This is a genomic window from Burkholderia lata (assembly GCF_902499335.1).
GTDB lineage: Bacteria > Pseudomonadota > Gammaproteobacteria > Burkholderiales > Burkholderiaceae > Burkholderia > Burkholderia lata_B.
In genome coordinates this window covers 95,864-110,289 of the sequence record NZ_CABVQK010000016.1, presented here as the reverse complement: position 1 = coordinate 110,289, position 14,426 = coordinate 95,864, and the positions used below count along the sequence as shown (strand labels likewise).

Annotated in this window: 12 protein-coding genes; 9 read left to right on the top strand and 3 right to left on the bottom strand. The window is 68.7% G+C overall.

Annotated features, from left to right (window positions below):
• Positions 1-81: 81 nt before the first annotated feature.
• The 3 genes from BCO18175_RS32540 to BCO18175_RS32530 form a co-directional block, all read right to left on the bottom strand.
• The gene (locus tag BCO18175_RS32540) at positions 82-1,482 is read right to left on the bottom strand and encodes an aspartate aminotransferase family protein (protein ID WP_174987021.1); all 1,401 of its coding nucleotides are present in this window, start codon (positions 1,480-1,482) and stop codon (positions 82-84) included.
• A 161-nt stretch (positions 1,483-1,643) separates the two neighbouring features.
• Positions 1,644-2,570, bottom strand: a complete 927-nt coding sequence (locus BCO18175_RS32535; protein ID WP_174968713.1) for a 2-hydroxyacid dehydrogenase — start codon at positions 2,568-2,570, stop codon at positions 1,644-1,646.
• Between the two features lie 11 nt (positions 2,571-2,581).
• A complete protein-coding gene (locus tag BCO18175_RS32530) occupies positions 2,582-3,442 on the bottom strand; it encodes a GNAT family N-acetyltransferase (protein WP_174987019.1) in 861 nt (286 codons plus the stop codon).
• 22 nt (positions 3,443-3,464) lie between these two features.
• Here BCO18175_RS32530 and BCO18175_RS32525 point away from each other — a divergent pair, with 22 nt between their 5' ends.
• From BCO18175_RS32525 to BCO18175_RS32485, 9 genes are all read left to right on the top strand, one after another.
• A complete protein-coding gene (locus BCO18175_RS32525) occupies positions 3,465-3,812 on the top strand; it encodes a hypothetical protein (protein ID WP_174987017.1) in 348 nt (115 codons plus the stop codon).
• A 65-nt stretch (positions 3,813-3,877) separates the two neighbouring features.
• Positions 3,878-4,546 carry a haloacid dehalogenase type II gene (locus BCO18175_RS32520; protein ID WP_124648630.1) on the top strand — a complete coding sequence of 223 codons (669 nt, stop codon included), beginning with the start codon at positions 3,878-3,880 and terminating at the stop codon, positions 4,544-4,546.
• A gap of 172 nt (positions 4,547-4,718) precedes the next feature.
• Positions 4,719-6,257 (top strand): methyl-accepting chemotaxis protein, encoded by a 1,539-nt coding sequence (locus BCO18175_RS32515; protein ID WP_174987015.1) that lies wholly within the window; start codon positions 4,719-4,721, stop codon positions 6,255-6,257.
• Positions 6,258-6,960: 703 nt separating this feature from the next.
• Entirely contained in the window at positions 6,961-8,544 is a 1,584-nt protein-coding gene (locus BCO18175_RS32510; protein WP_174987013.1) for an ABC transporter substrate-binding protein, read from the top strand.
• 79 nt (positions 8,545-8,623) lie between these two features.
• Positions 8,624-9,577 carry an ABC transporter permease gene (locus tag BCO18175_RS32505; RefSeq protein WP_174987011.1) on the top strand — a complete coding sequence of 318 codons (954 nt, stop codon included), beginning with the start codon at positions 8,624-8,626 and terminating at the stop codon, positions 9,575-9,577.
• Positions 9,578-9,607: 30 nt separating this feature from the next.
• Complete coding sequence (locus BCO18175_RS32500; RefSeq protein ID WP_174987009.1) at positions 9,608-10,567, top strand: ABC transporter permease; 960 nt, start codon at positions 9,608-9,610, stop codon at positions 10,565-10,567.
• The gene (locus BCO18175_RS32495; RefSeq protein WP_174987007.1) at positions 10,567-12,435 is read left to right on the top strand and encodes an ABC transporter ATP-binding protein; all 1,869 of its coding nucleotides are present in this window, start codon (positions 10,567-10,569) and stop codon (positions 12,433-12,435) included. Before BCO18175_RS32500 ends, BCO18175_RS32495 begins: the two co-directional genes overlap by 1 nt.
• Positions 12,436-12,631: 196 nt before the next feature.
• Positions 12,632-13,909 (top strand): NAD(P)/FAD-dependent oxidoreductase, encoded by a 1,278-nt coding sequence (locus BCO18175_RS32490; RefSeq protein ID WP_438820522.1) that lies wholly within the window; start codon positions 12,632-12,634, stop codon positions 13,907-13,909.
• A 23-nt stretch (positions 13,910-13,932) separates the two neighbouring features.
• Positions 13,933-14,364 carry a helix-turn-helix domain-containing protein gene (locus tag BCO18175_RS32485; protein ID WP_174968707.1) on the top strand — a complete coding sequence of 144 codons (432 nt, stop codon included), beginning with the start codon at positions 13,933-13,935 and terminating at the stop codon, positions 14,362-14,364.
• Positions 14,365-14,426: the final 62 nt, after the last annotated feature.

Here is a 14,426-nt window from a genome sequence, read left to right as displayed (position 1 = left end):
GGAGAGGGCAAAAAAATGGAATGTCCGGTTACTTTAGAGTCGAACGGGGGCCGTCACAAGCCCCGCTTTCCCTTGCCGCGCTCACGCCGGCTGCGCGTGTGCGGCGTCGAGCGCGCGCTGCACGCCGGGTTCGGCCAGTACGTCGTCGAGCGTCTTGCGCACGCGCTCGAACAGCAGGTCGAACTCGCCCGCGGTGAAGCTCAGCGCCGGGGCGAAACCGAGCACGCCGTCGCCGAACGCACGGAACACCACGCCGTTTGCATACGCGGCGGCCGCGATCCTGTCCGGCACGTTCAGGGCCGGGTCGAAGCGCGTCTTGCGTGCCTTGTCGGCCACCAGTTCGAGCGCGCCGAGCAGGCCGACCGAACGCGCGTCGCCGACGAGCGGATGCGCGCGCAGCGCGTCGAGGCCCGCGCTAAAGCGGGGCGCCATCGCCTGGCCGTTCGCGAGCAGCCCGCCTTCGTGATAGAGCTTCAGCACTTCGAGGCCGATCGCCGCGCTGACCGGATGCGCGGAATACGTGTAGCCGTGGCCGACCGCGGCCGATTCGGCGCGGCTGCCTGCGATCCCCTCGTAGATTTCGTCGGACATCAGCACCGCGCCCATCGGCGCATAGCCGGCGGTCAACCCTTTCGCGACGGTCATCAGGTCGGGTTCGACGCGCTCGGTTTCGCACGCGAACAGCGGGCCTGTGCGGCCGAAGCCGGTGATCACCTCGTCGGCGACGAACAGGATGCCGAGGCGCCGGCACGCGTCGCGCATCGCCTTCAGCCAGCCGGCCGGCGGCACGATTACACCGCCGGAGCCTTGCACGGGCTCGCAGAAGAATGCCGCGACGTTGTCCGCGCCCAGTTCGGCCACCTTCGCGTCGAGCGCGGCGACCGACGCGGCGATCAGCGCCTGCGAATCGTCGCCGAGCGGATGGCGGTACGGGTAGGGCGACGGGATGTGGTGCTGATCGGCGCGCGGCAGGTCGAAATGGCGATGGAACGCGGGCAGCGCGGTGAGGCCGGCGCCGACCGACGATGAACCGTGATAGCCGCGTTCGAGCGCGATCATCTGCTTTTTCGACGGCCGGCCGGTCGCATTGAAATAGTGCGTGATGAAGCGCACCGCGGAATCGATCGCATCCGACCCGCCGAGCGTGAAGTACACACGGTTCAGCGACGGCGGCGCGAGCGCCGCGAGCCGTTCGGCGAGCTCGATCGCCGGCTGCGACCCGAAATGGAAATAGCCGGTCGCGTAGGGCAGCTTCGCCATCTGGTCGGCGGCGGCTTTCACGATGCTGTCGCGGCCGTAGCCGACGTTCACGCACCACAGGCCCGAGAACGCGTCGAGCAGCGTATGGCCCGCGGCGTCGCGCAGGAACACGCCGTCGGCGGATTCGAGCACGGTGACGCCGCGCGCCTCGTGCGCACGGTAATTGACGACGGGGTGGATCAGGTGTTGACGATCGGCTTCGATCAGCGCGGCTTGGTTCATGGGAAGGCGGGACTCTCGTCAGGTGTCAGCGGTGAGTTCATGCTAACGGGCGAGAAATCCGCATGCGTTTTCAATTTGCGGCCCGAAACGTACGCACGCGGCGTTTGCACGGGGCGCTTCGGCATTTTCTGCTGCGCGCCCCGTGCGGCCGGACATAGACGTCAGTAGCCGCGCGCGCGATCGACGACGCCGATCATCGGCTGTCCAGCGCGATGGCGGGCGAGGTTCGCGAGCACTGCATCGACCGCGGTGTCGGGGCGCGTCGCGCTCGCGATGTGCGGCGTGATGCGAATGCGCGGATGGGCCCAGAACGGATGGCCGGCCGGCAACGGCTCGGGGGCCGTCACGTCGAGGATCGCGCTGTCGAGGCGGCCGCTCGCGAGCGCCGCGAGCAGCGCCGCCGCATCGAGCTGCGGCCCGCGCCCGACCTGCACGAGCGACGCGCCGGCCGGAAGCGCGTCGAACACGCGCGCGCCGAGCAGGCCGCGCGTGCCGTCGGTGAGCGGCAGCAGGCAGATCAGGATGTCGGTGCGCGCCAGGAACGTGTCGAGTGCCGCATCGCCCGCGTAGCAGTCGATGCCGTCGAGCGTGCGCGGCGTGCGGCTCCAGCCGGCGCACGGGAAACCGAAGCGCCGCAGCGTGTCGAGCACGGCCTGGCCGAGCGTGCCGAGGCCGAGCACGCCGATGCGACGCGACGCGGCGGCGCGCACCGGCTTCTCGTGCCACACCTGGTCGCGCTGCTGTGCCGCATAGTCGAACAGGTCGCGATGGATCGTCAGCACGGCCTGCGTCACGTATTCGACCATCCCTTCGACGATGCCCGGCTCGATCATCCGCACGACGGGGATGTGCGAAGGCACGCGCGACAGGTCGAACTGATCGATGCCGGCGCCGACCGAGAACACGACTTCGAGATTCGGCAGCAGCGCGACCGGATCGTCCGGCGGCTGCCATGCGGCGAGATAGCGGACGGCTGCCGCGTCGCCGAGGTCCGGCCAGATCCGGAACGGCAGATCGGGCGCCTGTTGCGCGAAGCGCGCTGCCCACTGCGCGCCGCGCACGGGGTCGGCCTTGTACAGGAAGCTCATCGGTGTGCCCCTCAGCCGAGCGCCTGGCTCACGATCGCGAACGCGCGCAGCGCCGGGTCGCCCACCGGCACGGCGCCGCGCGCCATCGCGACGACGGTATCGACGCGCGGCAGCCCGAGCCCCTCCAGCCAGTCGGACAGCCCGCTGTCGCTCGGCAAGTCGAGCCGCACGAATATCCCTTCGTTCAACGCCAGCCAGTGGCTGATCAGTGCCTGCGCGCGCCGCGCATCCGGCGCGATCACCGGGCCGATCACATGGCCGCGGCCGAAGCGGCGGAACAGCGCGAATCCGAGCAGCTCGCCGTCGCGATCGAGCGCGATGCCGTTTGCGACGTCGAGCAGCGCGTCGGTCACCGCGCCGCGTTCGTAGCCCGCCGCACGCGTCGCGAGCGCGGCGAGGCGCGGCCCGTCGTTGGTGCCGAGCGGGCGCAGGCGCTCGCCGGGCGGCAGCGAGATCAGCGGCGGCCGGAACGCCGCGCCCTGGTGCTGGTCGATCGTATCGATCGGCTCGAATCCGAACGCCGCGTACAGCGGCTCGCGTTCCGGCGTCGCATGCAGAAAGACGGTGCGCGTGCCGAAGCTGTCAAGCGCGTGGGCGAGCAGTTCGCGCTCGATCCCGCCGCCCGCGCGCTCGGGCGACACGATCAGCATGCCGAGCGCCGCGTGCGCTTCGCCGAGACGCCAGCCGAGCGCGGTACCCACGACGCCGGTCTCGCCTTCGGCCACGAAACCGCCGCCGAGCTGGCGCACGAAGCGCCAGTCTTCGAGCCGGTGCGGCCACTTGACCGCCTCCGACAGTCGATGAGCGGCGGGCAGGTCGGTTTCGGCGAACGGGCGATAGGTGAGCGTGCGGGAAGGGTTGAGGTCGGACACGCCGGACTCCGGATGGGTGGAAATGACGCATTCACTCTGCCAGCGCGGTGGCGGCGCGGATAGGACGATTCGCCTGTTTTCCGGCGGCGGCGGGCGCGCCCGCGAGATCGATGCAAACCGGCTCGATCGGCACGAACGAACGCGCGAATCGTGCCGGCGCGGCCGGTCAATCCGACCACGCGTGCTGTGGAATGCCACTACGATCAATGCACGGCATCGCTTCCGCCTGCCGAATACCGCACAGGCCGCGCCCCGCCGCGCCCCGCCGCGCGCGATCGCGCGGCAGATCGTGCTGCATGGGGCCGGCAACACGCGGCGATTCTGCGTTTTGAGCGGCGCCGAACGATGCGCGGACGACTTTTTGCCCTGATTCAATTTCGTCAAACCCAGCCCATCCCCGGCCCTGCCGGGGCTTCACACCGACAGGACGTCACCATGATCCAGTTTGAACCGAAGTACATCACCTTCGACTGTTACGGCACGCTGACCCATTTCCGGATGGCCGAGACGGCGCGCGAAATCTATGCGGATCGGTTGTCGCCGGCCACGATGGAGGCCTTCGTGCGCGCGTTCGCCGCCTATCGGCTCGACGAGGTGCTCGGCGCGTGGAAGCCGTACCGCGACGTCGTCGTCAACGCGGTCCGCCGCACGTGCGCACGGGTCGGCGTGACGTTCGACGAAGCCGAGGCCGAGCTTTTCTATCATGCGGTGCCGACGTGGGGCCCGCACCCGGACGTGCCGGCCGGGCTGTCGCGGCTGGCGTCGAAGTACAAGCTGGTGATCCTGTCGAACGCGATGGACGAGCAGATCATGAGCAACGTCGACAAGCTCGGCGCGCCGTTCCATGCGGTGTTCACCGCGCAGCAGGCGCAATCGTACAAGCCGCGGATGCAGGGCTTCGAATACATGTTCGACAAGCTCGGCTGCAAGCCCGAGGACGTGCTGCACGTGTCGTCGAGCCTGCGCTACGACCTGATGACGGCCGAGGACCTCGGGATCAAGCACAAGGCGTTCGTGAACCGCGGCCACGAGCCGGGCACGCCGTTCTACAACTATTACGAAGTGTCGGACATCGGCCAGCTGGCGACGCAGCTCGGGCTGTAAGCCGGCTGCGCCGGCAGATCCATCGAGTGCCGGGACGCGGCCGTGATGCCGGCGCGTCCCGGCGCGTTCGGTCAGCGCACGAAACGAGGGTAATTACCGATATCGAGTCGTTCAAGGCGGGGCCGCCCGGGTCGATATATGTACCGAACGGTTAATATTTGGAGGCCCCCGCATGAAGTTGTCCACCAAACTGCTGATGCTCGTCGCCGCGGCGCTGCTCGGCGTCGTCCTGCTCGCTGCGTTGTCGCTGCACACGCTGCGCGACGCGCTGATCGACAGCCGCCGCGAAGAGATCGTCATTCTGCTGACCAAGGCCGAGCATCTGGTCGATTCGTATCGCGCGATGCAGACGAACGGCACGCTCACGCAGGAGCAGGCGCAGCAGCAGGCCAAGGCCGCGCTGGCGGCGCTCAATGCGAATTCGAAGAGCTACTTCTGGGTCACGACGTCCGACGGCGTCAACCTCGTGCACCCGAACGCGAAGTTCATCGGCACGCGCGCGAAAGGCAACCGCACGACCAGCGGCATGACCGACAGCGAGGCGTACCGCGCGGGGATGGCGCAGGCGCATTTCGCGCTCGTCGACGTGCTGATCAAGCGCAGCCCCGACGCGGACCTGGAGCCGAAGCTGCAGGGCGTGGTCGCGATCCCGGACTGGAACTGGTGGATCGGCACCGGATTCTTCTACGACGACATCAATGCAGCGTTTGCCCGGCTCGCGACGGTGCTGGGCGCGATCACGCTCGTCATCGCCGCGGCGCTCGCGGCCATCGCATGGGGCGTGCTGCGCAGTGTCAGGCGCACGCTGGGCGGCGAGCCCGCGCATGCGACGCAGATCGCCGCCCGCATCGCCGCCGGCGACCTGGACGTGCAGTTCGATACGGCGCACGCCGCGCCCGGCAGCCTGCTCGTCGCACTGGGCGACATGAAGGCGCGGCTGACCGACACCATCGCCGAGATCCAGACCACGACCCACTCGATCGCCACCGGCACCGGCGAGATCGCGCAAGGCAACCTGGATCTGTCGCAGCGCACGGAGCAGCAGGCCGCGTCGCTGCAGGAAACGGCCGCGAGCATGGAGCAGATCACGTCCACGGTCAAACAGAACGCCGACAACGCACGCCAGGCGAATGCGCTCGTGGCCCAGGCGAAGGAGGCGACCGAACTCGGCGGCGCCGCCGTGCAGGCGGTCGTCGAAACGATGCGGCAGATTTCGGATGGATCGGTGCGGATCGCCGACATTACCGTCGTCATCGAAAGCATCGCGTTCCAGACCAACATTCTCGCGCTCAATGCCGCGGTGGAAGCCGCGCGGGCCGGCGAGGAGGGGCGCGGGTTCGCCGTCGTCGCGTCGGAAGTCCGCTCGCTCGCGCAACGCAGCGCAGCGGCCGCGAAGGACATCAAGGGATTGATCGACGCGTCGGTCGAGCGGGCCGGCAGCGGCAGCCGGCTCGTCGAGACAGCCGGCGAGCGCATGACGGAGATCGTCCGGTCGATCGACCGGGTGGCCGACATCATGGGCGAGATTTCGGCGGCATCGGCCGAGCAATCCACCGGCATCGAACAGATCGGGCTGGCGGTCGCGCAAATGGACGAAGTCACCCAGCAGAACGCCGCGCTTGTCGAGCAGGCGGCTGCGGCCGCTTCGTCGCTGGACGAGCAGGCGGCGCGCCTACGGGCCGCCGTATCGGTATTCCGGCTTGCTGCGTGACGGCTTCGCGCCGTCCGCCGGCGGACGGCGCATCCTCCTGCCCCCTGGGCGCCGCGCCGGCACCCACCCGGCGAGCGCGCCGACATGCCGGTGACGCACACGCCGCCGCACGCGGGCGCGGCGCCTGACGGCTGCACGGTCCCGTTTTCCGGGCAGTCCCGCCATCTTCCCGTCTTCCCGCCAAGCCGTTTCGATCGAGCGGCATTCTTCTGATCTTTCCTGCGCGACGTCCCGTCGCGATCCCCACCGTCGACGCCCGTGGACGCTTGTGCATTCGGCGATCTGCCGCAACGTGCCGCGCGTTGCGGCCGTCGCCGGCAGGCGCGCATGCATTCGACACAAACGTGCGGTTTGCGTGAGCCAAACGCGCACCGGATGCCGAACGGGCAATTTTGTCGGCGCAATCTGCGGCGGCTGCGGCTTTACGATTTCCTGGATCGACACGCGTTCGGCAGCCGCCGCGACACGCCGCCGGGCACAAGGCGACACGCGCGCGCACGCAGCAATTCATGCTGCGCGGGCGGCTCAAAACGATCGATTCGTATCGTGCGGGCCGCCCGAATCGCGACAAACCGCATTTTGGCGATGCTTAAATGAATTGCATGGACACGACGCCACACCCGCTACCAGCAAGCGGGCGCGGCCGGATTGAACAACCACGCTGGACCCTTGGACCCACTTTCCACAGTCAGGAGCAGTTCGGATGAGCGACGATATCGACAACGGCGGCAAGGGCGGCTTCACGCGCCGCGACATGATGAAGGTCATGGCGGCGGGCGGCATGATGGCCGCGGGCGGCGGCGGGCTGCTGATGGGTGCGCAGTCGGCGTTTGCCGCGCCGGCGCCCAAGCGCGGCGGCAAGATCCGGGTCGCGAACGAATCCAGTTCGACGGCCGATACGCTCGATCCGGCCAAGGGCTCGACAGGCGCCGACTACATTCGTTTCTTCATGTTCTACAGCGGCCTCACGCAGCTCGATGCGAGCCTGACGCCGCAGATGAATCTCGCCGAGTCGCTGCAGACGACCGACGCGAAGACGTGGATCATCAAGCTGCGCAAGGGCGTCACGTTCCACGACGGGAAACCGGTCGGGCCGGCCGACGTCGTGTATTCGCTGATGCGTCACAAGAATGCCGCCACCGCGTCGAAGGTCAAGCCGCTTGCCGACCAGTTCGCGGACGTGAAGGCGAGCGGCCCGGACGAAGTCACGCTCACGCTCGCCAGCGCGAACGCCGACCTGCCGGTCATCCTCGCCACGCCGCAGCTCGTGATCGTCAAGGACGGTACGACCGATTTCGCGACCGGCATCGGCTGCGGGCCGTACAAGCTCAAGTCGTTCAAGCCGGGTGTATCGACCGTCGGCGTGCGCAACGACAGCTACTTCAAGCCGGGCATGCCATATCTCGACGAGATCGAGCTGATCGGCATCAGCGACAGCGCCGCGCGCCTGAACGCGCTGCTGTCGGGCGACGTGCACCTGGTCAACGCGATCGACCCGCGCTCGACGCAGCGGGTCGCGTCGACGCCTGGCTACGCGCTGAAGGAAACCAAGTCGGGGCTCTATACCGACCTGATCGTGCGCAGCGAGAACCCGATCACCGCGAGCCCGGATTTCGTCGAAGGGATGAAGTACCTGTTCGATCGCGAGCAGATCCGCACTGCGGTGTTCCGCGGCTATGCGGTGATCGGCAATGACCAGCCGATTCCGCCGGGGCATCGGTACTTCAACGCGTCGGTGCCGCAGCGGCCGTACGATCCGGAGAAGGCCAAGTTCCTGTTCAAGAAGGCCGGCGCGCTCGGCACGGCGCTGCCGCCGATCTACGCGACCTCCGATGCGAACGGGTCGATCGAAATGGCCGTGCTGCTGCAGCAGGCCGGCCAGAAAATCGGGCTGAACCTGCAGGTGAATCGCGTGTCGCCTGACGGCTACTGGTCGAACCACTGGATGAAGCACCCGCTCGGCTTCGGCAACATCAACCCGCGCTCGAGCGCCGACGTGCTGTTCACGCAGTTCTTCAAGTCGGACGCATCGTGGAACGAGTCGGGCTGGAAGAACGTGAAGTTCGACCAGTTGCTGCTCGCCGCGCGCTCGGAAACCGACGACGCGAAGCGCAAGCAGATGTACGGCGAGATGCAGGCGATCGTCGCGCAGCAGGGCCGGGTCGGCATTCCGTCGTTCATCAGCTTCCTCGACGGCTACGACAAGCGGCTCGCGGGCCTCGGCTCGATTCCCACCGGGCCGATGATGGGCGGCATGTTCGCCGAGCACGTGTGGTGGAACGCATGACTTTGTCGCTGGCCGCCGTCGCGCGGCCGGTGCGGACCACCGCGCCGGCCACGCGCGGGCTTTTCAGGAGTGCCGCCCCGTGAACCGAATTCTCATTGGCCTGATCGGCCGGCGCATCGCGGTCACCGCGCTGACGCTTCTGATCGTGTCCGCGATCATCTTCACGATCACGAACCTGTTGCCGGGCGACGCCGCGCAGGCGGCGCTCGGCCAGTCGGCGACGCCGGAGACGGTCGCCGCGCTGCGCCAGCAGTTCGGCCTCGACATGCCGGCCCACGTGCGCTACCTGCACTGGCTCGCGGGGCTCGTGCACGGCGATTTCGGCCGGTCGCTGTCCGGCGACATGCCGGTGTCGGAGATGATCGGCACACGCCTGCCGAAATCGCTCGCGCTCGCGGCCATCACGACCGCCGTGTCGGTGCCGATCGCGCTGCTGCTCGGCATCCTCGCGGCCGTCAAGCGCGAGTCGGTGGTCGACCGCATGATCAGCCTCGGCACGCTGTCGCTCGTCGCGACGCCGGAGTTCCTGATCGCGACGGTCGCCGTGCTCGTGTTCGCGGTGAAGCTGCGCTGGCTGTCCGCGTTGTCGTACAGCGGGCCGATCGACAGCGTGCACGATTTCCTGCGTGCCTATGCGATGCCGGTGCTCACGCTGTGCGCGGTCGTGATCGCGCAGATGGCGCGGATGACGCGCGCCGCGGTGATCGAGCAACTGAGCGCGTCGTATGTCGAGATGGCCGTGCTCAAGGGCGCGAGCCCCGCGCGCGTCGTGCTGCGCCATGCGCTGCCGAACGCGATCGGGCCGATCGCCAATGCGATCGCGTTGAGTCTGTCGTACCTGCTCGGCGGCGTGATCGTCGTCGAGACGATCTTCAACTATCCGGGCCTCGCGAGCCTGATGGTCGATGCCGTCGGCAACCGCGATTTCCCGCTGGTCCAGGCGTGCACGCTGATCTTCTGCGTTGCGTACCTGACGCTCGTGCTGTTCGCCGACCTCTGCTCGATCGTGTCGAACCCGCGACTGCGAACCTGAGCGTTCCGTCCACCTTCCGAGATGCCGCCCATGCACCCGACCGAACCCGTTCAACGCAGCAGCGCGCTGCCGCCGCCCGGCGATCCGCACCCACCGTGGGGGGCGCCGACGCCGCCCGCCGCGCCCGCTCCCGACGAGCCGCGCAAGCGCCGCGGTGTACGCGTCGCATTGACGACCGGCGGCCGCGTCGGCCTGTCGATGGTCGGCCTGATGCTGTTCGTCGCGGTGTTCGCACCGCTGCTCGCGCCGCACGACGTCGGCACGATCGTCACGCCGGACGTGTTCGCGCCGTTCAGCGCGAAGCTGCCGTTCGGCTCGGACTTCCTCGGCCGCGACATGCTCAGCCGCATCCTGTACGGCACGCGCCTCACCGTGCTGCTCGCGCTCGCCGCGGTGCTGCTCGCCGCGCTGACCGGCACGACGCTCGGGCTGCTCGCGACCGTGTCCGGCCGCGCGGTGGACGAGACGATGAGCCGGCTGCTCGACGCGCTCACGTCGATTCCGTCGAAGATGTTCGCGCTGATGTTCGTCGCCGCGTTCGGCTCGTCGCTGCCGCTGCTGGTGCTCACCGCCGCGGTCAGCTACATGCCGGGCTCCTACCGGATCGCGCGTGCGCTGGCCGTCAACATCAGCACGCTCGAATTCGTGCAGGTGGCGAAGGCGCGCGGGGAAAGCGCGCTGTACATCGCATGCGTCGAGATGCTGCCGAACATGATCCATCCGATGCTGGCGGACACCGGGCTGCGCTTCACGTTCGTCGTGCTGCTGCTGAGCGGCCTGAGCTTTCTCGGGCTCGGCGTGCAGCCGCCGTATGCGGATCTCGGTTCGCTCGTGCGCGAGAACATCGCGAGCCTCGGCGACGGGTCGGCCGTCGCGATCATGCCCGCGGTCGCGATCGCGATCCTGACGGTGGGCGTCAACCTGTTGATCGACGGCCTGCCGCATCGCGGCCGCCGCAAGGGCGCGGCCACGGCCGCGGGAGAACACTGATGCGAGATGAATCGACTCCGCTCGTCCAGGTGCGCGGGCTGCGCGTGGTCGGCGGCCGCCCGGGCGGCGAGGAAACGACAATCGTCCACGGCGTCGACTTCGACATCGGGCGCGGCGAGGTGCTCGCGCTGATCGGCGAATCGGGCTCCGGCAAGACGACGATCGCGTTGTCTCTGATGGGCCATGCGCGCACCGGATGCCGGATCGCCGGCGGCTCGGTGAAGCTCGACGGCACCGACGTGTGCGCGCTTTCCGCAGCGGCGCTGACCGCGCTGCGCGGCCGCAAGGTCGCGTATATCGCGCAGAGCGCCGCCGCTGCCTTCAACCCGTCGCGCACGATTCTCGACCAGGTGATCGAGAGCGCGCTGATCCACAAGACGATGACAAAGCGCGACGCGCAGGCGAAGGCGATCGAGCTGTTTCGCGCGCTCGCGCTGCCCGAGCCGGAGACGATCGGCAAGCGCTATCCGCACCAGGTATCGGGCGGTCAACTGCAGCGGCTGATGGCTGCGATGGCGCTGATCACCGACCCGGAGCTGGTGATCCTCGACGAGCCGACCACCGCGCTCGACGTGACCACGCAGATCGACGTGCTGCAGGCGTTCAAGAGCGTGATCCGGCGCTACGGGATGAGTGCGGTGTACGTGTCGCACGACCTGGCCGTGGTCGCGCAGATGGCCGACCGGATCGTCGTGCTGAGCGACGGCGTGATCCGCGAGGCGGGCGCGACCGAACAGATCCTGCATGCGCCGACGCACCCGTACACGCAGAGCCTGATCGCGGCGGTCACGCCGAACGATGCCGAACGCGACGTAGAAGCACAACGACCGGCCGCGCCGGCGCCGCTGCTCGACGTGCGCGGCGCGATCGCGGGCTACGGCGGCCGCACCGCGAACGGCTGGCCCGCGAAGGTGATCCTGCGTGAAGTCGACCTGCGCATCGGGCGCGGGCAGACGGTCGGCGTGATCGGCGAATCGGGCTCCGGCAAGACGACGCTCGCGAAGGTGATCGCGGGCCTCGTGCCGGCGACCGGCGGCGAGATCCTGCTCGACGGCGAGCCGCTCGCGCGCGATATCGGCAAACGGACGAAGGAGCAGCATCGCCGCGTGCAGATCGTGTTCCAGAACGCCGATACCGCGCTCAACCCGGTGCATACCGTCGAGCGCACGCTCGCACGGCCGCTGGCGTTCTACCACGGGATCAAGGGCGCGCGTGCACGCCAGCGCGTCGCGGAACTGCTCGAGCTCGTGCGGCTGCCGCCCGCGGTGGCCGCGCGGCGTACCGGCGAGCTGTCGGGTGGGCAGAAGCAGCGCGTGAACCTCGCGCGCGCGCTCGCGGCCGAGCCCGACCTGATCCTGTGCGACGAGGTCACGTCCGCGCTCGACACCGTCGTCGGCGCCGCGATCATCGAGCTGCTGCGCGACCTGCAGGCGAAGCTCGGCGTGTCGTACGTGTTCATCACGCACGACATCGCGAAGGTGCGCGCGATCAGCGACGACATCGTCGTGCTGTATGCGGGCCGTCGCGTGGAGACCGGCAGCCGCGACGCGCTGTGCGCGCCGCCTTATCACCCGTATTCGCACTTGCTGGTGTCGTCCGCGCCGGAGCTGCGGGCGGGCTGGCTCGACGATGCGGCCGAGCGTTGCCACCGGCCGCTGGTGCCGATCGGTGAGCGCGAGAACGAGGCCGAGCTGTGTCCGTTCCTGTCGCGCTGCGCGATGCGCGTGGACGGCGTGTGCAACCGGACGGCCCCGTCGCTGCGCACGCTCGGGAACGGCGCGCAGGTGCTGTGCCATCGCAGCGAGGAAGATCTCGCGCGCTTCCAGGCGGAGCCGATTCCCGCCGGTGTCACGCCGGTGCAGCTGTAGTGCGTGGCGCGCGAATCGTTCATCGCGTGGTGCGGTGAACGGCCCGCGGCATAGTCTGCCGCGGCGGTCGCGCAAAACGGCAATTTGTACGCGTGCCGCGCGCGAATACGCGGCAACTGCGGTTATTGACGGTGATTAAATGATTCTCATTGAACGGTCGCCGATCGTCGTCGCCGGAATGCTCGAGAAGAACTCGATGAAACTGGAATCGTACTGGCTGGATACCCGCCCCGCGTTTCGCGCCGCAAGCGTTGGCCCCGTCGAAGGGCGGGCCGACGTCGTCGTGATCGGCGGCGGCTTTACCGGCTTGTCTGCGGCACTCGCGCTCGCGCAGCGCGGCGTGTCGGTGGTCGTGCTCGAAGCCGCGCAGGTTGCCGGCGAAGCGTCCGGCCGCAACGGCGGCCAGTGCAATACGGGCGTCGCGCAGGACTACGCGTCGCTGGCCGCGCGCATCGGCGCCGCGCAGGCGAAGCAGTTCTATCGCGCGTACGAAAGCGCGGTGAAGAGCGTCGAGACGATCGTGACCGAACAGGCGATCGACTGCGATTTCCGGCGCGCCGGCAAGCTGAAGCTCGCCGCGAAGCCGCAGCATTTCGCCGGTCTCGAAAAGACCTTCGACGCATTGCGGCGCGACGTCGATCCGGACATCGAACTGATCGAGCCGTCGCGCATCAGCGATGAAATCGCGTCCGACGGTTTCTATGGCGGGCTCCTGCAGCGCAACGGCGCGCAGATGCACATGGGCAAGTTCGGCGTCGGCCTCGCGCAAGCGGCCGTGCGTGCCGGCGCACGCGTGTACGAGCACGCGGCCGTTACGCAGCTCGACCGGCTCGACGGCGAGCGCCACCGGATCACCTCCGCCCGCGGCACGATCGTCGCCGATCGCGTGCTGGTCGCGACCGGCGCATCGCAGCACGGGCCGTTCGCGTGGTTCCGGCGGCGCATCGCGCCGGTCGGCAGCTTCATCGTCGTGACCGAGCCGCTGCCGGACACGCAGCTGAACCGGCTGTTCCCGCATCGGCGCGCATACGTCACGTCGCGTCAGATCGGCAACTACTTCCGCGTGACGCCCGACAATCGGCTGCTGTTCGGCGGCCGCGCGCGTTTCGCGATGTCGAGCCCGCGCTCCGACGCGAAAAGCGGCGACGTCCTGCGCGCCGGCATGGCCGGCTATTTCCCGGAACTGGCCGGCGTGCGGCTCGACTACTGCTGGGGCGGCCTCGTCGACATCACCGCCGACCGGCTGCCGCGCGCGGGCCAGCACGACGGGCTCTATTACTCGATGGGCTACAGCGGCCACGGCGTGCAGATGTCGGTGCACATGGGCCGCGTGATGGCCGACGTGCTGTATGGCGCGGCCGCGTCGAACCCGTGGCGCGAGCTCGACTGGCCGGCGATACCCGGCCATTTCGGGCACGCATGGTTCCTGCCGCTCGTCGGCGCGTATTACCGGATGCAGGATTTCCTGCATTGAAGCGAGCGCCGGGAGAATTCGATATGACAGTGCAATTCGTTGGCTCGCCGCGTGTCGCGCAGCCCGTGTCGCCCGCGATCGGCGACGTGCTGCGCACGATCGACGCGTCGTTTGCGCAGCCGCTGAACCTCGACACGCTCGCGGCCGTGGCCGGGTTGAGCGTGTCGCGTTTCACCGCGCGCTTTCGCAGCGAAACCGGGCTGTCACCGCACCGGTATCTGTGTCTCGTGCGGATACGGCGGGCGCAGGACCTGTTGCGCGCTGGTCTCGCGCCGTCGGTCGTCGCGACCGACGTCGGCTTCTTCGATCAGAGCCATCTGTGCCGGCATTTCCGGCGCGTGCTCGGGATCACGCCGCGCGATTACGTGGTCGCCCGCGCGGGCGGCGCACCGGTGCGAGCGCCATCGACGCGCCTGCGCAGCGAACGCCGCGATGCGTCGTGTCACGCGGCGTAAGCACAGGCATGGACGACACGCCCCGCTGAGGATGTCCGGCAGCAGAGCCGGCGAACGACGAT

What these genes read in the sequence shown, in the direction of transcription:
- BCO18175_RS32540 (WP_174987021.1), bottom strand. Translation starts at nt 1,482, where the DNA reads ATGAACCAAGCCGCGCTGATCGAAGCCGATCGTCAACACCTGATCCAC.
- BCO18175_RS32535 (WP_174968713.1), bottom strand. Translation starts at nt 2,570, where the DNA reads ATGAGCTTCCTGTACAAGGCCGACCCCGTGCGCGGCGCGCAGTGGGCA.
- BCO18175_RS32525 (WP_174987017.1), top strand. Translation starts at nt 3,465, where the DNA reads ATGACGCATTCACTCTGCCAGCGCGGTGGCGGCGCGGATAGGACGATT.
- BCO18175_RS32520 (WP_124648630.1), top strand. Translation starts at nt 3,878, where the DNA reads ATGATCCAGTTTGAACCGAAGTACATCACCTTCGACTGTTACGGCACG.
- BCO18175_RS32515 (WP_174987015.1), top strand. Translation starts at nt 4,719, where the DNA reads ATGAAGTTGTCCACCAAACTGCTGATGCTCGTCGCCGCGGCGCTGCTC.
- BCO18175_RS32510 (WP_174987013.1), top strand. Translation starts at nt 6,961, where the DNA reads ATGAGCGACGATATCGACAACGGCGGCAAGGGCGGCTTCACGCGCCGC.
- BCO18175_RS32500 (WP_174987009.1), top strand. Translation starts at nt 9,608, where the DNA reads ATGCACCCGACCGAACCCGTTCAACGCAGCAGCGCGCTGCCGCCGCCC.
- BCO18175_RS32495 (WP_174987007.1), top strand. Translation starts at nt 10,567, where the DNA reads ATGCGAGATGAATCGACTCCGCTCGTCCAGGTGCGCGGGCTGCGCGTG.
- BCO18175_RS32490 (WP_438820522.1), top strand. Translation starts at nt 12,632, where the DNA reads ATGAAACTGGAATCGTACTGGCTGGATACCCGCCCCGCGTTTCGCGCC.
- BCO18175_RS32485 (WP_174968707.1), top strand. Translation starts at nt 13,933, where the DNA reads ATGACAGTGCAATTCGTTGGCTCGCCGCGTGTCGCGCAGCCCGTGTCG.